16 protein-coding genes are annotated in these 19,998 nt (G+C 62.2%); 6 read left to right on the top strand and 10 right to left on the bottom strand.

Annotation, left to right across the window (positions count from 1 at the left end; translation table 11 throughout):
- Window positions 1–29: 29 nt before the first annotated feature.
- On the bottom strand, window positions 30–1,766 hold the full coding sequence (locus AB7783_RS24950) for a hypothetical protein (protein ID WP_441279073.1): 1,737 nt from the start codon (window positions 1,764–1,766) through the stop codon (window positions 30–32).
- 351 nt (window positions 1,767–2,117) lie between these two features.
- On the opposite strand from AB7783_RS24950, the gene AB7783_RS24955 reads away from it, so the two are divergent.
- On the top strand, window positions 2,118–2,984 hold the full coding sequence (locus tag AB7783_RS24955; protein ID WP_439065616.1) for a caspase family protein: 867 nt from the start codon (window positions 2,118–2,120) through the stop codon (window positions 2,982–2,984).
- A gap of 15 nt (window positions 2,985–2,999) precedes the next feature.
- Here the strand turns inward: AB7783_RS24955 and AB7783_RS24960 are convergent, their stop codons facing one another.
- The 5 genes from AB7783_RS24960 to AB7783_RS24980 all read right to left on the bottom strand — a co-directional run bounded on the left by AB7783_RS24960 (window position 3,000) and on the right by AB7783_RS24980 (window position 10,521).
- The gene (locus AB7783_RS24960) at window positions 3,000–3,905 is read right to left on the bottom strand and encodes an efflux RND transporter periplasmic adaptor subunit (protein WP_441279074.1); all 906 of its coding nucleotides are present in this window, start codon (window positions 3,903–3,905) and stop codon (window positions 3,000–3,002) included.
- Window positions 3,906–3,914: 9 nt separating this feature from the next.
- The gene (locus AB7783_RS24965; RefSeq protein WP_089266725.1) at window positions 3,915–7,025 is read right to left on the bottom strand and encodes an efflux RND transporter permease subunit; all 3,111 of its coding nucleotides are present in this window, start codon (window positions 7,023–7,025) and stop codon (window positions 3,915–3,917) included.
- Window positions 7,025–7,888, bottom strand: coding sequence for an efflux RND transporter periplasmic adaptor subunit (locus tag AB7783_RS24970; protein WP_184520127.1), 864 nt, complete (start codon window positions 7,886–7,888; stop codon window positions 7,025–7,027). Before AB7783_RS24970 ends, AB7783_RS24965 begins: the two co-directional genes overlap by 1 nt.
- 230 nt (window positions 7,889–8,118) lie before the next feature.
- Window positions 8,119–8,775, bottom strand: a complete 657-nt coding sequence (locus AB7783_RS24975; RefSeq protein ID WP_089266920.1) for an OmpA family protein — start codon at window positions 8,773–8,775, stop codon at window positions 8,119–8,121.
- 237 nt (window positions 8,776–9,012) lie between these two features.
- The gene (locus AB7783_RS24980; RefSeq protein WP_441279075.1) at window positions 9,013–10,521 is read right to left on the bottom strand and encodes a caspase family protein; all 1,509 of its coding nucleotides are present in this window, start codon (window positions 10,519–10,521) and stop codon (window positions 9,013–9,015) included.
- A 267-nt stretch (window positions 10,522–10,788) separates the two neighbouring features.
- Here AB7783_RS24980 and AB7783_RS24985 point away from each other — a divergent pair, with 267 nt between their 5' ends.
- Window positions 10,789–11,601 (top strand): N-acyl homoserine lactonase family protein, encoded by an 813-nt coding sequence (locus AB7783_RS24985; RefSeq protein WP_441279076.1) that lies wholly within the window; start codon window positions 10,789–10,791, stop codon window positions 11,599–11,601.
- Window positions 11,602–11,605: 4 nt separating this feature from the next.
- Here the strand turns inward: AB7783_RS24985 and AB7783_RS24990 are convergent, their stop codons facing one another.
- Window positions 11,606–12,079: a MarR family winged helix-turn-helix transcriptional regulator gene (locus AB7783_RS24990; protein WP_441279077.1), complete on the bottom strand. Its 474-nt coding sequence runs from the start codon at window positions 12,077–12,079 to the stop codon at window positions 11,606–11,608.
- 144 nt (window positions 12,080–12,223) lie between these two features.
- On the opposite strand from AB7783_RS24990, the gene AB7783_RS24995 reads away from it, so the two are divergent.
- The 4 genes from AB7783_RS24995 (at window position 12,224) to hmgA (ending at window position 16,483) form a co-directional block, all read left to right on the top strand.
- The gene (locus AB7783_RS24995) at window positions 12,224–13,837 is read left to right on the top strand and encodes an FAD-dependent oxidoreductase (RefSeq protein ID WP_441279078.1); all 1,614 of its coding nucleotides are present in this window, start codon (window positions 12,224–12,226) and stop codon (window positions 13,835–13,837) included.
- On the top strand, window positions 13,834–14,049 hold the full coding sequence (locus AB7783_RS25000; protein ID WP_441279079.1) for a DUF2783 domain-containing protein: 216 nt from the start codon (window positions 13,834–13,836) through the stop codon (window positions 14,047–14,049). The genes AB7783_RS24995 and AB7783_RS25000 overlap by 4 nt, the downstream gene beginning before the upstream one ends.
- Before the next feature lie 22 nt (window positions 14,050–14,071).
- The gene (locus AB7783_RS25005) at window positions 14,072–15,022 is read left to right on the top strand and encodes an MBL fold metallo-hydrolase (protein ID WP_441279080.1); all 951 of its coding nucleotides are present in this window, start codon (window positions 14,072–14,074) and stop codon (window positions 15,020–15,022) included.
- A 114-nt stretch (window positions 15,023–15,136) separates the two neighbouring features.
- Window positions 15,137–16,483, top strand: coding sequence for a homogentisate 1,2-dioxygenase (hmgA, locus tag AB7783_RS25010; protein ID WP_441279081.1), 1,347 nt, complete (start codon window positions 15,137–15,139; stop codon window positions 16,481–16,483).
- Here the strand turns inward: hmgA and AB7783_RS25015 are convergent.
- From AB7783_RS25015 to AB7783_RS25025, 3 genes are all read right to left on the bottom strand, one after another.
- Window positions 16,480–16,791: a DUF1272 domain-containing protein gene (locus AB7783_RS25015; protein ID WP_441279082.1), complete on the bottom strand. Its 312-nt coding sequence runs from the start codon at window positions 16,789–16,791 to the stop codon at window positions 16,480–16,482. The two genes, hmgA and AB7783_RS25015, sit on opposite strands and share 4 nt — an antisense overlap.
- 91 nt (window positions 16,792–16,882) lie before the next feature.
- Window positions 16,883–19,315, bottom strand: a complete 2,433-nt coding sequence (locus AB7783_RS25020) for a spermidine synthase (protein WP_441279083.1) — start codon at window positions 19,313–19,315, stop codon at window positions 16,883–16,885.
- A 142-nt stretch (window positions 19,316–19,457) separates the two neighbouring features.
- Complete coding sequence (locus AB7783_RS25025; protein WP_441279084.1) at window positions 19,458–19,934, bottom strand: Lrp/AsnC family transcriptional regulator; 477 nt, start codon at window positions 19,932–19,934, stop codon at window positions 19,458–19,460.
- Window positions 19,935–19,998: the final 64 nt, after the last annotated feature.

Consider the following 19,998-nt stretch of genomic DNA (forward strand, 5'->3'; position numbering starts at 1 on the left):
CCTTCATACCTTCAACTTCGCGCGATGAACTATGCGGCGTGGCCGTTCATCATTCTCCGCCGCGCCAGCGCGAGACCCATCAGCACGAAGGCTGAGGTCACTTCGGGACCGCCAACGAGAATCCGTGTCGGCGTTTTCATCTTGTTCCATTCATAGGCCTTGAACGGACCCTTGCGGCCGCCTTCGCCTGTTGCCGTGATGATGCAGCGCAGCGCGGGTGCGAAATGCGCGAGCTCGCCGCCGAGATGTCCAAGCGCGATCAGTGCGAGTGCCGCATCGAAAGTATTCATCTCACGCGCAATCAACTCGTCCTGCACATAAGCGAGCACACGCAGGCGGATGAAGTCGAACGTGCCGTCGGTATCGATGGCCTGTTGTGTCTCGGCCGGCAATTCACGGAAAGCCGCATAGCAGCGGCCGAAATAGGCGCTGTAGAGCTCCGGCAGATAATAGATGTGCGATTTCGGATCGGCGAAGGCGCCGGATGCCACGAGGCGGCGCTGGAAGCCGATGATCCGCTGCACCGTTTCCAGACGTGTCGGCGTCTCCATCACCTTCCAGCGGACGAGATTCCGGAACGAGACTTCGAGCACGTCGAGATTGAGTGTCGGATCGAGATCGTTGCCATAGGGCCGCTCGCCCGCGAGATTGTCGATCCATGTGACGATGGCGCCGTCATAGTCGATATGGTCGTTGAGCGGCACGGTGACCATCGGTTCGTTGCTGCCGTTGCCGACCTGATAGCCGGCATAGAAGTCGAGCAGGGGTTGATCGAGGATCGGATCGGTCGAGCCGGCCTGTGTGGCGGCGGAGAACGAGCAGGCGGTGGTGTCGCAGTCCGGCACATAGATGCCGAAGCCGAGGTCCTGCTTGATCTGTGCGAAGAGGCGGCTGAAGCGCGGATGCGGCGGCGGCGCCAGCGCGGTGATGACGTTCACGCTCGTCCCGTCATGCGAGCGGACTTCCTCGCGGCTGGTGACCAGGCAGAATTCAACCATCGCATCGATGGCGCGGTGCGAGGATGTCGTCTGGTCCGGCGACGGCAGTCCGGTTTCGCCGAAGCTGAGCAGCGCCTCGGTGAAGAACGCGTCGTAATAGGCAGAGCGATGCCGGATCTGCACCGGCTCCCACATGGGTTCGGCAATTCCGGTCCATGGCGGATTGATGAGTTTTCCGGCCGGTGAGCGTGCGATGAAGATGCGCGCGAGGGTGAACAGCAGCGTCGAATTCTTGTAGCCGCGCGAATTCAGGCCCGTCAGAGCCATCAGGAAATCGCGGCCATGCATGTCGGGATCGCCGATCAGGTTGAATGCCGCGTAGGTGGGGATGAAGCCGTTGCGGTCGAACGAGCGCAGCAGATGCGTGCCGCAGGCCTTGATGACATCGTCGATCTCGCCCAGCGACGGTGCCTGCGCTGACGCCGTCACCGGCTTCGGCTCTGGATGGCTCAATGCGACCGTGTCGAGCAGCTCGGCGATGGGCTGGCCGATGGCTTCCCAATCGGGGCTCGCGTCGTCGCGCGCCGCTCTCAGGGCCTGCTGTATGGCTTTGAACCGGGCGGGGTCACGCAACTCGGGCAGGCCGGCGCGACAGAGCAATGGACGGAGCGCAGGATTACCGAGCGCGGTTTTGTAGAACTTGACGATATGGGCGTCGCCGCCGGTCTGCTTGTGGAATAGGGGGTCGCAGAGGTCGTAAAGCGACGGGCCGACCTTGCTCGCTGTCAGCGCGCGGTATGCGGCGCCGGCAAAATAAGTCACACCCATGAGGTTTCTTTCAGTGCCGCCCCCTGCGCACGCTTCGAAAACCGCCCGCCGCTGCTGCGGCGCAGTCGCTTCCCGACACGTGCAAGCCTTTGAAAAATTGCACGAATCGGTCTGAATTACAATTGCGTGAAGCGCAAGCCCGTTCAAGACCTTAGCCTGGTCAGTCAGTAACCCTGTCTTAAATCCCGGCCTTTACCGGTTGCCCGGGTGGGCTCGACGGGTTAACAACCAGTTTGCTGCGATGCCGCAAATTGAGCGCATTTAATACTCATTGGTTTGGCATCCCTTCAAACCTATTTCGACGTTCGCGCGACCCACGGTTGCGCCTGAACGATGAGCAGGAATGACGTTATGAACGTACGGCAGTTTCGCGTATCCCGTCGCTCGATCACTGTGGCCGCAGCTTTTGTCGGCTTGGTGTCGCTGGTGCTTGGCGCCAACGCCGCGCTGAACAAGCGCTCACTGGAAGCTGCACAGGCCGAGACGGTGACCGGGACGATTAATCCCGTGACGAAGGCGTCGCGCATCGCGCTGGTGATCGGCAACGGTCATTACCCCGACGCCGGCGCGCCGCTGAGCCAGCCGATCAATGATGCACGTGCCATGACGAGCGCACTTCGCCGCGACGGTTTCGACGTCGATGTGGTGGAAGACGCGACCCGCGATGACATGACCCGCGCTGTCGAGCGCCTGAAGGCCAAGATCAAACCTGAAACCGTCGTGATGCTGTATTTCGGTGGCTATGGCGTTCAGGTTGGCCGCCAGAGCTACATGATCCCGGTCGATGCTGCGATCTGGAAAGAGCGTGACATCCGTCGCGATGGCATGAGCGTCGAGTCCGTTCTCGATATCATGAAGGAGCAGGGTGCCCAGGCCAAACTGGTCGTGCTGGATGCATCCCGCCGCAATCCCTATGAGCGTCGCTTCCGCGGTTACTCCCGTGGTCTCGCGCCGATCGACGTGCCGGAGAATGCGCTGATCCTGACCTCGGCGACGCCAGGCAAGGTTGCCGACGATGTGGATGGTCAGAACAGCCTGCTCGCAACCGAATTGCTGAAGAACATGAAGGCCAAGCCGGCGAGTGCCGAGTCCGTCTTCACCAACACCCGCGTTGCGGTTACCCGCGCGACCGCCGGTGAGCAGGTTCCTGCCGTGTCGTCGTCGCTCGTTGAGGACATCCTGCTCGGCGACAGCGCAACGGCCAAAGCCGGCAGCTAAGCTTTCCCGTTACGATTACTTTGCAGCGTCCGCGTTAGCCATCACCGGACGAACCGGATCGCCCTCGCGCAACAAGGCGCCCGCGCGCGCGACAATCACATCGCCATCGCTCAAACCTTCGCGTACCTCCACGCGTCCGCCTGACATCAGCCCGATCTCGACGCGGCGCGTCTCGATGCGCTGCCGCCGGACCACTTGCACGACGGTCCCGCCGGCACTGTAGAGAACGGCGGTCAATGGCACTGCGACGCCGCAGCTTTCGCCTGTTTTGATGATGGCACGCGCGTAGGAATTGCTCATCAGCCGCCGGGCCGAGGTGATCGAGACCACGACCTGGCCGAGCTGGCTGTTGGGCTCCACGGTGGAGGCGACGCGTTTCACTTTACCGTCCAGCTCTCCAGCGCCGATCACCTTGACCTTGACCGGCTGATCGACTTTCAGCTTCGGCAGGTCGCGCGTCGGTACCTGGCCGATGAATTCGAATTCGCTCCGCGCGATGATGCTGAAAAGAGCCTCGCCCTTGGCCGATGCGAGTGATCCGACAACGGCGGAAGAGGCGCTGACCAATCCTGCGACCGTGGTCTGAACTTGAAGCGATCCGCCTTCCGGTGGCGTCAGGCGTGCGAGGATCTGGCCCGCAGTGACGTTCTCGCCGGCATCGACCATGACCTCTGCGACCTTGAGGCCCGGGCGATCCGGACGGATCGAGACTTCCTCGCGCGGGATCAGGATGCCGGAGACTTCGACCGTTGCTGAGAAGCAGGACTTCGCGGCGGTCAGCACGGTCACTGCTGCACCCTTCGGGGCATCAGCAGGATCGTCGGCGGCCAGAGCCGGCTGCGTGAACACGCATAGCGACAACGCGACCAGCAATCTGGCCCATGTGGTGGTTCGCTTGGAAGAGGCGACGGACAGGGTCATTGCATTTGCCTATTTGTGCGGGACGGCGGGTGGTTGACCGTTTTGCGGGTCTTCCTCGCCGCTCGACACCAGCAGCTTGCGCCCGAAGCGCCATGCCAATTGTCCGACATCGTCCATCATCATGAACATCGCCGGCACGAACAGCAGCGACAGCGCCGTCGAGAAGATCAGCCCGCCAATGATAGCAAGCGCCATCGGCGAGCGGAACTCGCCCCCGGCGCCGAAGGCCAGTGCGGACGGCATCATGCCAGCGACCATGGCAACGGTGGTCATCACGATCGGTCGCGCGCGCTTCATGCCGGCATCGATGATCGCGACCTCTCGCGGCTTGCCTTCGCGAATGGCTTCCACTGCAAATTCCACCAGCATGATGGCGTTCTTGGTGACGATGCCCATCAGCATCAGGATGCCGATCCAGACAGGCGTCGTGAGTTGCTTGCCCGTCAGGAGCAGCGCCAGGATCGCGCCGCCGATCGAGAGCGGCAGCGAGAACAGGATGGTGATCGGTTGCAGGAACGTGCCGAACAGCAGCACCAGCACCGCATAGACCATCATCAGGCCTGCCGAGATCGCGGTGGCGAAACCATCCGCGAGTTCGTTCAGGCTTTCGGCGTCGCCGGACTGCTTGACACTCACATTCTTGGGCAGGCTCTTCATGACCGGCAGTTCGTAGATCTTCTTCAGGGCATCGCCGAGTGCGGCGGTGCCCACGAGATCCGCGGCCACGGTGGCCTGCCGTTCCCTGTCGTAGCGGTTGATGCTGGTCGGTCCCTGGTCGAGCTTGATGTCGGCAACGACGGATAGCGGCACGCCGCCGCGCCCGCCGCCAAGTGGCACCCGCAACTGTTCGAGGATCTGGAAGTCGGCGCGTGCCGTGTCTTCGAGTTGCACGCGGATCGGTACCAGACGATCGCCGGCATCGAATTTCGCCAAGGCCGGGCCGACGTCGCCGATGGTGGCGACGCGGATGGTCTCCGACAGGCTCTCGGTGGAGACGCCGAGTCGTGCCGCAAGATCGGCACGCGGCTGCACCCGCAGCTCAGGACGATCCAGCGAGGTTTCCGAGATCACGTTGGAGATCAGCGGAATGCGCTTCATCTGCGTCGCCAGTTCGCTGGCGACATTGGCGACGATATTGCTGTCGGTGCCAGTCACCACCAGCGAGATGGCGCGTAGTCCGTTTTCGTCGAGGAACCAGTAACGGATATCCGGAACGCTTTCGAGTTCCTTGCTGATATCGAGTTCGAGCAGTCGCTGCGTATGTGCGCTGTCGCGTTCGCTCTTTGGGGTGTAGTTGATGATCAGAGCTGCGCGCCGCACTTCATAGGTGCCGGGCGGGACGTGACCGCCATCGACGAACACGCTCTTCACTTCAGGTCGCTTGCGGAGCCGTGCGACGATGTCTTCTGTGACTTTCTCGGTGTAAGCGAGCTGCGATCCCGGTGGCAATTCCATCGCCATCAGCGAACGCGCGGTGTCCTGGGCCGGCAGGAAGCCCTGCGGCAGCAGCTGGATGCTCCAGATCGACAGTGCGAAGACGGCGAGACCGAACAGAACCGTCACGTAGTAGCGCTTCACCGACAGGGTCACGAGCTTGTTATAGGCTTGCAGCAGGCGCCCCGGCGGCGGGTCGTCGTGCTTGTGATCCTTGAGGAAGTAGGCGGCCAGCACGGGCGTGACAAAGCGCGCTGCCAATAGTGAAAAGAATACCTGCACCGAGACGGTGATGCCGAACTGCTTGAAGAATTGTCCGGCGATGCCCGACATGAAGCTCGCCGGCGCAAAGATCGCGATAATGGTCAGGCTGATGGCGATCACGGCGAGGCCGATTTCGTCGGCCGCTTCCAGCGCGGCGCGATAAGGCGACTTGCCCATCCGCATATGCCGCACGATGTTTTCGATCTCGACGATGGCGTCGTCGACGAGAATGCCTGTCGACAGCGTGATGGCGAGGAAGCTCACGAGGTTGAGCGAGAAGCCGAGCAGGTCCATCGCCCAGAAGGCCGGGAAGATCGACAGCGGCAGCGAGATCGCCGCGATGACCGTGGCGCGCAGATCGCGCAGGAAGAAGAACACCACGATGACGGCAAGCGCCGCGCCTTCGAACAGCGTCGAGATTGCAGCTTCGTAATTGCCCTTGGTGAAGTCGACCGACGTATCGATCAGCTTCAGGTCGACATCGGGATAGGACGCCTTCAGCGCATCGATACGTTTCTGTACGGCCGCGGCGACCACCACATCGCTGGCGCCCTTGGAGCGCTTGATGCCCAGCGCCACCACTGGTTCGCCGTTGAAGCGCGCAAAGGTGCGGCGGTCGGCGATAGTGTCGGTGACCGTGCCGAGATCTTCGAGCCGCACTTCGCCGCCGGACGGCAGGCTGATCATGGTGCCGGCGAGTTCGTTCAGCGTCTTGGCGCCCGCCAGTGTCCGGATCGCCTGATCGTTCTTGCCGATTTCGGCGCGCCCGCCGGCGAGATCCACATTGGTGCCGCGCAGACGCCTGGAGACATCGACCGCGGTAAGGCCTGCGGCCTGCAAGCGATCGGGATCGAGCGAGACGAGGATTTCGCGCTCGACGCCGCCGATGCGCTCGACCTGCGCGACGTTGCGCACGCCCTGCAACGCGCGCTTGACCACGTCATCGACGAACCACGAGAGCTGCTCCGGCGTCTTGCCCGGCGAGATCGCCGCATAGGTCACGATCGGCAGGCCGATGACGTCGACGCGCTGGATCAGTGGTTCATTGACATTCTGGGGGAGGTTGGCGCGCACGCGCGTCACGGCGTCTTTGACGTCGTTCAGCGCGCGATCGGTGTTCGTTTCCAGCGCGAATTGCACCGTCGTGACCGACAGACCATCGGTGATCGATGACGAGATGTGCCGCACGCCTTCGACGCCGGAGACGCCGTCTTCGATGGTCTTGGTGACCTGCGCTTCAAGTTCCGCGGGCGCCGCGCCGAATTGCGAGACGGCGACCGAGATCACCGGAATGTCTGCGCTCGGTAGCCGCGTGATCGCCAGCTTGGTGAAGCTGATCCAGCCGAGTACCAGAAGAATGATCGAGAAGACGATGGACGGAAGCGGATGGCGGATCGACCATGCCGAGATATTCATTGCCATTAACGCACCCGCGATCGATCGAGGTCATCGGCGAACATGGTCTGGACCTTGTCGCCGTCATGAAGTGATGTGCCGGCATCGGCGACGACGATGTCGCCCACCTCGACGCCTTCAAGAATTTCCGTCGACGTATCGGACACCAGCCCGACTTTTACCCGTCGGGTCTCGATGGTGTTGCCTTTCACGAGCTGCACCATGAAGTGTTCGATCGCCGAGCGCGGGATCGCGACGCCGCAGCTGCGCTTGGCGTCGATGCTGGCGCGAGCGAAGACACCCACCTTGAGCGACGGATTGCTGGCCAGCGACAGCCGGACATGGCCGAGCTGTGTCACGCGGTCGATCTGTGGCGACACCAGACGCACCTTGCCGAAAATATCGGGCTGATCGTCGCGGCTGATCCGCGCTGTGACGCCGGGGTTGAGCTTGAGGATGTGGATGCTCGGCACTTCCGCATCGAGCTCGAGCTCGTTGTTGATGGCGATCCTGAACATCGGCCCGGCCTGCGGCGAGGCCGGTGCGCCGACGATGGTGTTCACGGACGTAATCAGACCTGCCGCCGGGGCGCGCAGCGTCACAGGATTCGGGCGTGCATTGCCTGCCGTCGGCGGCGGTATCAGCCGCGCCAGTTCCTGGTTCTCGGTGACGGTGTCGCCTTCGCGGACCAGCACTTCGGAGACCTTTGAGCCTTCGGTCTCCACGCCGACAACGGCCTCGCGGCGCGGAACCACGAAACCGGTGACCCGCACGAGATCGGAGAAGCAGGCATTGGTGGCCTTGGCGACGATCACCATGGCGCCATTCGGTGAGGCGGAGCCGGCAGGTGCGGGTTCAGCGGCGAAGCCGATAGAGGTGGTTGCGACCATGGTGGCCGCCAGCGACAGACATGCGAGAGAGGGGGAGAAGCAGGCAAAAGCCTTCATTGCGAGATCGATCCACTTGGTATTACGGAGCACCAGGGGCATTCGATCGGTGCGGCGGCAGGTCGGGGCAATCTATACAGGATATCCGCGATCACCACAGCAAACAGCGTCCCGCGTGGCGCGGAACGCTGTGGTGCGGCAATCCGCAGCAAGCTCGGAGGTACCACCGAGCTCTATTGGGACGCGGTGGTCTTGTTCGCCATATTCACCACCTGAACGCGGCGGTTCGATGGATCGGTCGGCGCAACGCCAGCCTTGGGCTTGCCCTTGCCATAGCCGACGGTGACGAGGTCGGCGCCGGCGATGCCGTATTTGTCCGTCAGATAACGCTTGATGGCATCGGCGCGGCGTTCTGACAGGTCCTGGTTATATTCTTCGCCGCCAACCGCGTCGGTATGGCCGGCGACCACGAAGGTAGCGCCCTTGAGGTCTTCGCTGCTCAGCGCCTTGCCGAGGGCCTGCACTGAGGACAGCGACTTCTTGCTGATATTCGCCGAGTTGTAGTCGAAGGTAATTTCCAGATCGATCGCCGGCTTGGTCTGGGCGACGGCGGCGATCTGCTCGCGCTCGCCGATCGACAGCGACCGTGTGCTGCGATTGCGAAGGGAGTCGACGAACTTGCCTTCGGCGGCATTGACGGCCGGCTCGGCCGGCGGTGTCATTGACAGACCGCGGGTCAGTGGCTTCTTCGGCGCCAATGCGCGCAGGATCTGGTCGGAGGTCACTTCCTCAGCCGCTGCGGCGATGCCTGCGGTTAGCGACAGGGCGACGCTGATCATGGCGATCGTGCGAAGTGCCTTGAAGCCAGGGCGTGCGGATGTGTTCGACATGGGTGCATCCTTCATCTAGTCGCGCGAAACGCGCTTGAATCAAATCCAGCAAATTCTGGTGCCGGATCGCTTCAGGATGGCTTCCGGCTTGCCATCAATAGTGTCCGCTCGCGCGCCGCAGGTTCAAACCGGGCTTGCGGATTTCCTGCGATTTTCTTACGACTTTCCTGCGAAATCCTGCCGACCTCTGGGGATCATCGGATGGCGTGTTATCGCGCTGTCCTATCGGACGCCGTTCTATCGAACGCCGTAGCTGGCAAATTCCTTGACGATGTCCGGGTCCATGGCTTTGGCATTGGTGATGTCGAGATCGCCTTCAGCCGTCTGGCCAAGGCGATGTTTGGCCAGACCGCGGCCATAGAGCGATGAGGTCAGCTGCGGATTGATCTTCAGCGCAGCGTCGAAATCCGCAATGGCGTTCTTGCTCTGGCCGTTCTTGAGGTTGACCAGGCCGCGGCTGTCCAGCGCATCGACAAAATTCGGGCGCAGGCGCAGGGCTTCATTGCAGTCCTTGAGCGCGGCGGCGAGGTCGCCGGTCACGGTACGCGCCCAGCAACGATTGTTGTAGGCCTCGACATCCTTGGGATTCAGTTTGATCGTGGCGTCGAAATCCTTGATGGCCGCGGAATAGGCGCCCTTGCTGGCATAGACTTGGCCACGGCGATACAGCGCGCCGGCGTCTTCCGGATTGTCGGTCAGCTTGACATTCAGCGATTTGACGGTCGGATCCTCCGCCAGCGCCAGCAGGATCTTGTTTTCGTCACGGGGCGCTTCAGCGGCGACGGTGGGAGCAGGAGCAGGAGCAGGAGTCGGTGCCGCGGCCGGCGCAGGCGCTGCTGCCGGAGCGGCCGGCGTGGGCGCAACAGGCGCGGGGGCGACAGGTGCGGCGGCGACCTCCGGCTTGGGCACAGCAGAGGGGCGCGGTGTCGCAGCCGGCGCCGGATCGGCCGGTTTGGCTTCTGCCACAGCGGCCGATGCCGGGCGCGTTCCCGCTATGAAAGAGAAGTCTTCTGCCAGCGACGACGAAATCCACGGCACCTGCTCGCTGCGCGACGCGCGGGTGACGTTGACGCGGGTCCGGTTCAGCGTCTGCTCGGCGGTGAGATCTGGAACCCGGATTTCCTTGAGCAGCTCACTGACGAACAACCCGTGATCGCCGCCGCCATCGCTGACCACGGAGCTGAGTGCCGCCGAATACATCACCAGCGTGCCGCTTGGTGCGATCACCGGAGCGAGCCCGGCGGAGAAGCTGCGGAACCGGCGTTCGAACGGATTGCGCCGGGATGCGTCCAAAAGCGCGATCTTGACGCCGGCGCCGCGGCCGTTGATCTCGCCCAGCACGGTCTCGAGGCTGAAGCCGTCGCGGCGCACGTCGGGCTCGGTCCAGATCTGGGCATCGACCGGGATCATGTAACTCTGCCGCGCGGACTGGATGCCGAAGCCGCTGAAGAACACCAGGGCGACCGAGCCGGGCTTCACCTTGCCGTAGAATTTGTCGAGCGCCCGGCGCATGCCGTCGCCGCCGAGATTTTCCCCGGTATCGACCTCAAATCCGTCACGCTTCAATTCGGCGGCGACGTCGCGGGCATCGTTGATGGGCTCTTTGAGCGGTGTCTCGGCGTCCGGATATTTCGCATTGCCGATCACCAGTGCGATCCGGTGGGTCCGATCTTCTGCGGCGGAGGCCTGCCAGATGGGCGTGGCAGCAAACGTCAGGAGAGCGATCAGAGCAATGCGCATTTTCATAATGAAACCGGTCCAGACTTGAGGGCGCTGTCCAAGCTGTGGCTTGCGCCGCAGCGACACTAATCCACGCCATTCCCATTATCAAACCGGCGTGATCGCGGCTGTCAACGTGCAGTGCGGGCGGCAGCTATCGCGTCAATTCACCACGCGTCCGGCGTTGTCGCTACAGTCGCGGTTCCCGGTCATTCCGGTGGCTGGAACGGTTTGACCTTTCCCGGCAGCAATGGCTTGTTGCGCATAACAACGATCGGGAATGGGACGGGACGAATGAGCGTGACTTACGAAATCTATGCGATCCGCTATGCCACGATGACGCCGCGGACGCCGCAGATGAATTATCTCGCACCCGATCCCCATGAGACGGCAGCGGCTGATCTCGATTATTTCGTCTGGCTGATCCGCGGCGATGGCCGCGACATCCTTGTCGATACCGGCTTCAACGAGGTCGCCGCGAAGGAGCGCAGCCGCAAGCTCACGATCAACCCCATCGATGCGCTGGTCGATTTCGGCGTTCGCGCGGTGGATATCCGCGACGCCATCGTCACGCATCTGCATTACGACCATGCCGGCAATCTCGATCGCCTTCCCAATGCCAGGTTCCATCTGCAGGACCGCGAGATGAGCTACGCGACGGGCCGCTGCATGTGCAACGGGCTGCTGCGGCATCCGTTTTCGGCGGAGGACGTCACCCTGATGGTGCGACACGTGTTCAACGAGCGTGTCACGTTCCACAATGGCGATGGCGAGGTTGCTCCGGGCGTCACGCTGCACCGCGTTGGCGGCCATTCCGATGGTTTGCAGATCGTGCGCGTGCAAACCGCGCGCGGCCCGGTGGTGTTGGCCTCGGACGCCTCGCATTATTACGGCAACATGCAGCGCCGTAGCCCGTTTCCGATCGTCTACAATATCGGCGACATGTGCGACGGCTGGACCACCTGCGAGCGCCTTGCGGGCCACCCCGATCGCATCATTCCCGGCCATGATCCGCTGGTGCGTGAGCTCTATCCGCGCGTCGAGGGCAGCAAGGCCGATGCCTATGCGCTGCACGAGATGCCGTCGCGCTCCTTTGTGAAAGACTAATCGCTCAATAGGCGCCGACCTTGTGCCCATGCCGGGTCTGCACGAGGTCGAGGCTACGCTCGATCTTGCCGAGCGCAGCCGCGAAATCCTTGCGCTCCTGCGCCGTCAGGCATGACAGGATGTCGCGCTCTTTGCTGAGCAGGCGCGGGATCAGTTCCTCGTAAAGCGCTTGCCCTTTCGTGGACAACCGCAGCTCGAAGGCGCGGCGATCATCCTCGTTCTCCACGCGTTCGATGAGTTCGCGGTCCAGCAGGGCCGTCACCGCCCGGCTGATGGTGGATTTGTGGGTGCGCGTGCATTGCGAAATGAACTGGGCGCTGCAGGCGTCGTCGCGAAAGCCCAGCGTGGCTATGACGCGCCATTCCGGAATGTCGAGCCCGTAGCGCACCTGATATTCATCGGACAGTGCGGCGCTGACCTCCGCCGCCAGCCGGTTGAGCCGGAACGGAACGAACTGAAACAGGTCGAATTTTGCCACGGAGCCACCAATTCTGCTGTTGACGCCGCCACGGGTCCGGCGTTTAGATGGTTGCAGATGAGACTATCTTAGAGGGAGTGCGATTCGTTGGCCAGACCAGCGTTGATCCGAAAATACATCCGGTTGCAGGGCGGGGGCTGAGCCATGGCGCAACATGTCCGCCAGTTTGCCTATCGCCGCCATGCCGATCAGGCGCGATCAGCTGCCGCTGCGGCGCATCATCCCGTAGTGGTTGTTGGTGCTGGCCCTGTCGGCCTGTCGCTGGCCATCGATCTGGCGCAGCGCGGCCAGCGCGTGGTGTTGCTCGACGATGCCGATCGGATCGGTGACGGCTCGCGCGCGATCTGTTTCTCCAAGCGCTCGCTCGAATACTGGGATCGCCTGGGCGTCGCCCATCGCATGATCGACAAGGGCGTGGTGTGGAAGGTTGGCAAGATCTTTCTCGGACCGGACATGCTCTACCAGTTCGATCTGCTGCCCGAGACCGGCCACAAGATGCCGGCCTTCATCAATCTGCAGCAATATTACGCTGAATCCTTCCTCGTCGATCGCGTGCATCAATTGCCGGAGATCGATCTGCGCTGGCGCAACAAGGTCATCGCGCTGGCGCAGCACAACGATCACGCCGAACTCACCATCGAGACGCCCGATGGGCCATACACGCTGCGCGCCGACTATGTCGTTGCCTGCGATGGTGCCCGCTCCGGTTTGCGTGGCATGGTCGGCGCGGATTTTTCCGGCGAGGTGTTCGAGGATCAGTTCCTGATCGCCGACGTCAAGATGACCGCGGAATTCCCGACCGAACGCTGGTTCTGGTTCGATCCACCATTCCATTCCGGCCAGTCCGCGCTGCTGCACCGCCAGCCCGATGATGTCTGGCGTATCGATCTGCAGCTCGGGCCTGATGCCGATCCCACAATCGAACGGCAACCAGAAAAGGTCAGGCCGCGCATCGCGCGTATGCTCGGCCACGATGATTTCGATTTCGAGTGGATCTCGGTCTACAAGTTCCAGTGCCGCCGCATGCAGCGCTTCCTGCATGAGCGCGTGATCTTTGCCGGCGATGCCGCGCATCAGGTGTCGCCTTTCGGCGCGCGGGGCGCCAATTCCGGCCTCGAAGACGCCGAGAATATCGCCTGGAAGCTCGCACTGGTGCTGGCTGGCGATGCGCCGGCGTCGTTACTGGCGAGCTATGACGCCGAGCGCGGTCCAGCGGCGGACGAGAACATCCGTGCCTCGACCCATGCGACCGATTTCATCGCGCCGCATTCGAAGCAGGAGCAGCGCATGCGGCAAGCCGTGCTGTCGCTCGCCAGGGAAGCCGATTTCGCCAAGCGGATGATCAATGGCGGCCGGCTGTCTGTGCCATCGGTCTATCAGACGCCGCTTTCGACGGCCGATAGCGATGACTGGTCCGGCGGTCCGCGGCCGGGCGCACATATGCCGGACGCGCCGCTCGCAACTGATGACGGCGCGCATGTGTTTCTCTCGGAATGTTTCGCGGGGGCGGGGCGCGGCTTTACCGTGCTGCAGTCGGACGGTCAGGCGATCGAACTGCCCGAGGGCGTGGCCCGTCTGGTCGTCGGCGACGATGCGGCGCTGCGCGACGAGACTGGGCTGTTCAAGGCGCGTTATGGCGCCGATCCCGGAAACGCCTATCTGCTGCGCCCCGATGGTTATGTCGCCGCGCGTTTCCGGCATCCAACGCCGCAGGCGATCAAGGCCGCGGTCGCGCGTGCCTGCGGGAGGCCGTCATGACGGCACTATCCACGACGTCCAACTTCGCCAGTCCCGACGACGCCTATCGTGCGATCGTCGAGGCGCATCGCGGATTGACCGACGATCAAAGCGCGGCGCTCGATACGGCACTCGTGCTGATCCTCGCCAATCATATCGGCGATGCCGCTGTGCTCGGTGACGCGATAACGCTGGCGAAGCGGCGGCTGCCTGTCGCCACACGAACTGAATGACAAGAATCAAAGGAAGAATTTGATGACCAAAGGTTTCGCATCCACGACCGACATGACCGAGAAGAAGGTCACCTTCTCGGAGATCGGCACCGATCTCTATGCCTTTACGGCTGAAGGCGATCCGAACTCGGCGGTCATCGTCGGCGATAACGGTTGCATCGTGTTCGACGCGCAGGCGACGCCGGCGATGGCCAACAAGGTGATCGAGCGGGTGCGAACGGTCACCGACAAGCCGATCAAATATGTCGTGCTGTCGCATTATCATGCGGTGCGTGTGCTCGGCGCGGCCGCCTACAAGGCGCAGGGCGTCGTCGCGTCGCAGGAAACCTATCGGCTGGTGGAGGAGCGCGGCCAGCAGGACTGGGATTCCGAATTCGGCCGTTTCCCGCGTCTGTTCCAGGATGCCGAGAGCATTCCCGGCCTGACCTGGCCGACGCTCACTTTCGAGGGCGAGATGTCGATCTTCCTCGGCAAGCGCGAGGTGCGCCTGATGCAGCTCGGCGCCGGCCATACGTCGGGCGATATCGTCGCCTGGGTGCCGGATGCCGAGGTGATGTTCTCCGGCGATCTCATCGAATATCATTCGGCCTGCTACTGCGGCGATGCGCTGCTGCGCGAATGGCCGTCGACGCTGAACGAGATTCGTGCGTTCAACCCGAAGGCGATTGCGCCGGGCCGCGGCGATGCACTGAAAGGGCTGGAGACGACCCGCGAGGCGATCGCGATGACGCGTGACTTCGTGATGTCGCTCTACGGCGCGGCGGAGCTGTCAGTCGCCAAGGGGCGCAGCCTGAAGGAGACCATGGCGGCGACCCGCGACGTCATGGACAAGAAGTTTTCGAGCTTTGCGATCTACGAGCACTGCCTGCCGTTCAACGTGTCGCGTGCGTTCGATGAAGCGTCGGGAATCGACGACCCCGTGATCTGGACCGACAAGCGCGACCGCGAAATGTGGGCCGCGCTCCAAGGGTAACGTAGTAGATTCGTCATTGCGAGCGAAGCGAAGCAATCCAGAAGGTCACAAAGGAAGACTGGATTGCTTCGTCGCAAGCGCTCCTCGCAATGACGGTAGTAAAAGGAGGATGAGATGAACATCACCACCAATCCCGATCTGATCAGCCGCAACACCGTCAACGTCACGCCGGGCTATATGTCCGGCTTTGGGAACAGCTTCGAAACGGAGGCGCTGCCGGGCGCGTTGCCCATCGGCCGTAACTCGCCGCAGCGTGCGGCCTATGGACTCTATGCAGAGCAGCTCTCCGGTTCGCCCTTCACCGCGCCGCGCGGCACCAATGAGCGGTCCTGGCTCTATCGCATCCGCCCATCGGTGAAACATTCCGGCCGCTTCGAGAAGGCAGATAGCAAGCTGTGGCGCACCGCGCCGTGCCACGAGAACGATCTGCCGATCGCACAATTGCGCTGGGATCCGGCGCCGATCCCGAAGGAGGACATGACCTTCCTGCAGGGTGTGCAGACCATGACCACGGCTGGCGATGCCGGTACCCAGGCCGGCATGGCGGCGCATGTCTATCTGATCACGAAGTCGATGGTCGATCAGCATTTCTACAATGCCGACGGTGAGATGATGTTCGTGCTGCAGCAGGGCAATCTCAAGTTCGTCACCGAATTCGGCCGCATCGATGCCGAGCCTGGCGAGATTGTGGTGATCCCGCGCGGCGTCAAGTTTCGCGTCGAACTCACGGGTGGTGCTGCGCGCGGCTATCTCTGCGAGAATTATGGCGGCGCCTTCACGCTGCCGGAGCGCGGGCCGATCGGCGCCAATTGTCTTGCCAATGCGCGCGACTTCCTCACGCCAGTGGCCGCCTATGAAGACAAGGACACGCCGACCGAACTTTATGTGAAATGGGGCGGCACGCTGTTCAAGACGGTGCTGCCGCATTCGCCCATGGATGTCGTCGCCTGGCACGGCAACTATGCGCCGTATAAATACGATCTGCGCACATTCTCGCCAGTGGGCGCCATCGGCTTCGATCATCCGGATCCGTCGATTTTCACGGTGCTCACTTCACCGTCTGAAACCGCCGGCACGGCGAATATCGACTTCGTGATTTTTCCGGAGCGCTGGGCGGTGGCGGAAAACACGTTCCGGCCGCCGTGGTATCACATGAACATCATGTCGGAATTCATGGGTCTCATTTACGGCGTCTATGACGCCAAGCCGCAGGGCTTCACGCCGGGCGGCATCAGCCTGCACAACATGATGCTGCCGCATGGGCCAGACCGCGAGGCTTTTGATCACGCCAGCAATGGCGAGTTGAAGCCCGTGAAGCTCACCGGCACCATGGCCTTCATGTTCGAGACCCGCTACCCGCAGCGCGTTACGGAACACGCGGCCACGACGGCGACGCTGCAGAGCGATTATGCGGATTGCTGGAAGGGCCTGGAGAAGCGCTTCGATCCGAACAAGCGCTAGCGATCCTCCGGCAGAATATCCTTGATACGAGCCGACTGCGCCGCGATGTCTTCAAGGCTGCGGGAGAGGCGCACGCGCTTGTCCGACGCCGGGCGCTTGGCTACGGACAAACCTGGCCGCCATTCGGTGACCGGCCGGATCGGGCGTGGGGCGAAGCCTCCGCCGCAGTTCGGACAGACATTGTGGAGCTTGGTCTCCACGCAGTCCGCGCAGAACGTGCATTCAAAGGTGCAGATCATGGCATCGCGTGCCGAGGGCGGCAGGTCCTTGTCGCAATATTCGCAGTTTGGCCGCAGCGCCAGCGCCATGGTTCACTCCCCAATCTGTTCGTTGCGTCGATCTTGGCAGAACATCGGTGGTTCGGGAACTGCCAGAAGACGTGACGTCGGGAGGTGGATGCTACGATGCCGCATCCGTGCGCGGGATGTTGAGCCGCCGCGCCCAGGCGATGCCGGGATTGCGTGAGAACAGCCAGGCGAGCGCGTAGAAGCCGATGGCCAGCAGGTACAGAAACGCAAAGCCGAAATACATTGAGTTGTATTCCATCAAACCGCCGAACAGCGCGCCCATCAGGTTATAGGCCAGTGCGGTCGAGATATTGACGCTGGCTCGGGCGATCAAGCTCGAGAAGATGATGCCCGAGAAGAACAGCGGGATCGTCAGCAGCACGCCGCTGAGTGCGAGGTTGGCCCATGGCGAGGCAAAGGCAATCAGCGTGTGGTTGCGCGCATAGAAGTAGCCAACGAGCAGGCTGACGATCAGGCCGCAATAAGCGAGGCCAGTGCGCTGGAATGCGTTCCGTTGCACGATGAGATTGGCCAGAAACGCCATCACCAGCACCATGATGATGGTGGCGGCGATCACGAACCAGGTCCCGCCAAGATGCAGACCCAGCTCGGTGATGGCCTTGGTCTCCACCAGCATGAAGCCGGCGCCGAGAAAGAAAAATGGCAGATAGCCGCGCTCGATTGGGTCATTGAGGCCGATGGTCTTGCGCACGAACATCGTGCTCAGCAACATGACCATGCCGAGCGCGATCATGTAGCTGGTCGGATAGGTTCGGCTGACCATGTAGAAGAACGGCCAGTCATCGGTCGGGATGCTGGCTTCAGGATAGGGCTGCGCATAGCGCGGCGACACGTCCGTGAAGCCGATGGCCGCGAAGGCCTCCATGTTCGGCAGCACGGCGTCGCGACCTTTCTGCACGACGAAGGCCGTCGTCGTGCTCGAATCGTAACGCACGCGAATGGCCAGCGGCTTGCCGGCGCCCGGCAGACCCTGCAGGATATGCGACAGCTTGAAGCCGAGCGACTCGTTCGGTAGCGCGAAAGCAATGGACATCACGCCGTCAGGCTTGAGCAGGCGGAAGGCCTCGTCGATGCCCTCGCGGGTATAGACATAGGAATCGACGCGCAGGTTCGATGCATGGCTGAGCGCCGTGTGGGAATCGAGCACGCCATAAATGATCAGGTCGTATTTTTGCTGCGCCGTGCGGAAGAAGTTGCGCGCGTCGTTGATATGTACGGTCACCCGCGGATCGTCATAGGGGTGTTCCGGATGATTGCTGCGGCCAAGATGGATGATGGCGGGATCGATCTCGATGGCGTCCACATGGGACGCGCCCATGCGCAGCGCCGCCGCAACGTCGTTGCCGCTGCCGGCGCCGATAATGGCCACGCGTTCCGGTTTGGTTTTGAAGTTGAACGGGAACTCGTAATAGGTCCGCACATAGCGGTCCTCGGCAGCTTCAATGCTGCGGTGGCTCTCCGCGAGGTTGAACACCTTCTGATAATACGAGCCGCCCGACAGGATATTCATCAACCCGTCGGATTTCGCCATGCGTTCGAGCAGCTGATAGGGCGAGTAGATCCGTTGGGTCTCCGGCTGCACCGGCCATGCCAGCACCGTGAGCAGCACGCAGAAGCTCGCAATGCCGATCGGCGAGCGGACATCCCGCGACAGTACGAAGACAAGCAGGATGCCGCCGGCCGCGGTGAACCAGATCACCGGAGGCAGCCAGAACAGGCTCATGACGAACAGCACCAGCACGCCGAGGATGCTGCCGACGAGATTGAGGCCGTAGGCCTTCAGGGCGTCGGTCGCGTGCAGCAGCTTGCCGCAGAGCTGGCCGACCGGATAGCAGATGCAGGCGCACAACACGAAGCTCATCGCCAGCAGCAAATAGACGGGAATGCTCTGGGCAAACAGCGACAGCCAGTCGAGGCGATCCATATCGATATTGATCGAGGTCTGTTCATGCATCGGCAGGCCGGTGAAGAAGCCGTTGCCGGCTCCGATATCGTAGCGCAGCAGCGTGATGACGCTGACGAACAGCGCCAGCATCGGCAGCACCAGCGCCGGTGCGCAGGGTTGTTTCTCGGACACGGCATAGCCGGCGCCAAGGCCTAGAAAGCACGCCAGCAGCGTGAAATTCTTGAAGAACGAAAACACTGGGAAGACCGACGCTAGCCAGCGGATCATCACCAGTTCGAGCAGCAGGCTCACCATGGTGACCAGCACGATCAGCCGTACCTTCTCCTTGGTGCTCATGCTCGCGTAGCCGGCTTCGAAATCGGTGCCGAGCAGCGTGATCTGGCGGCCAAGCGGCTTTGCGATCAGGGGTGGAGAAATGATGATGGCCAGCGCCGCTGCGCCCAGCAACACGCGCACCAGTGTCAGCAGACCATCGGTTGCGGTGATGCCGTCGCTCTCGAACAGCAGGCGCAATGCCAGCAGAGAATAGGCGAAGACGAGGGTGCCAAGGCAGATGCAGAAGAAGCGAACGAGCCGGTGATTGGCATTCTCGGTCGTGCCTGCGTCGCGTCCACCCATCTCTGCTCTTTCCTGCAATGCTTTGGCAGTATCGAGTGTCCAATCAATTCGGATTGGAACCAGACGGGTGTTGTAGGCGCTTCGAGTTAAGAACTGATCAATCGGCGGTTGCAAATTCCGCTGTGTCGCAGGCCTCTAGCGCTCAGGCGAGGGCTGATTTCAGTGGCAGTTTCGATGTTTCCTTCAACCGATCGAGCACGATCGACGAGCGCACATGCGCCACGCTCTGATGCGGCATCAGCACATTGTTGACGAGGTCGGACAGTCCCTTGAGATCGCGCAGCACGGCCTTGAGCACGTAGTCGGCATCGCCGGTTAGCGAGTAAGCCTCCTGCACCTCGTCGACCCGCTGCACCAGCGTGCGGAACTTCTTGGCATTGTCCGGCGAGTGGGTAGCCAGTTGCACCTGGATGAAGGCGATCACGTTGAAGCCGAGTGCGTCCGATGACAGGTCGGCGTGATAGCCGGAGATCACCTTCTCCTCTTCGAGCCGCATCCGCCGCCGTGAGCATTGCGAGGCCGATAGGCCGACGGCATCGGCGAGCTGTTGATTGGTCAGCCGGCCGTCGTCCTGCAAGGCGGCCAGCATCTTGAGATCGAAGGCGTCTACCGGGGTCATGCGTCAAAAGCCTCTTTCATGCGTGAAGCGTGCATGAATGTCGCATATTCCATCCGAATTTGCA

Source organism: Tardiphaga sp. 172_B4_N1_3 (assembly GCF_052076035.1).
Taxonomy (GTDB): domain Bacteria; phylum Pseudomonadota; class Alphaproteobacteria; order Rhizobiales; family Xanthobacteraceae; genus Tardiphaga; species Tardiphaga robiniae.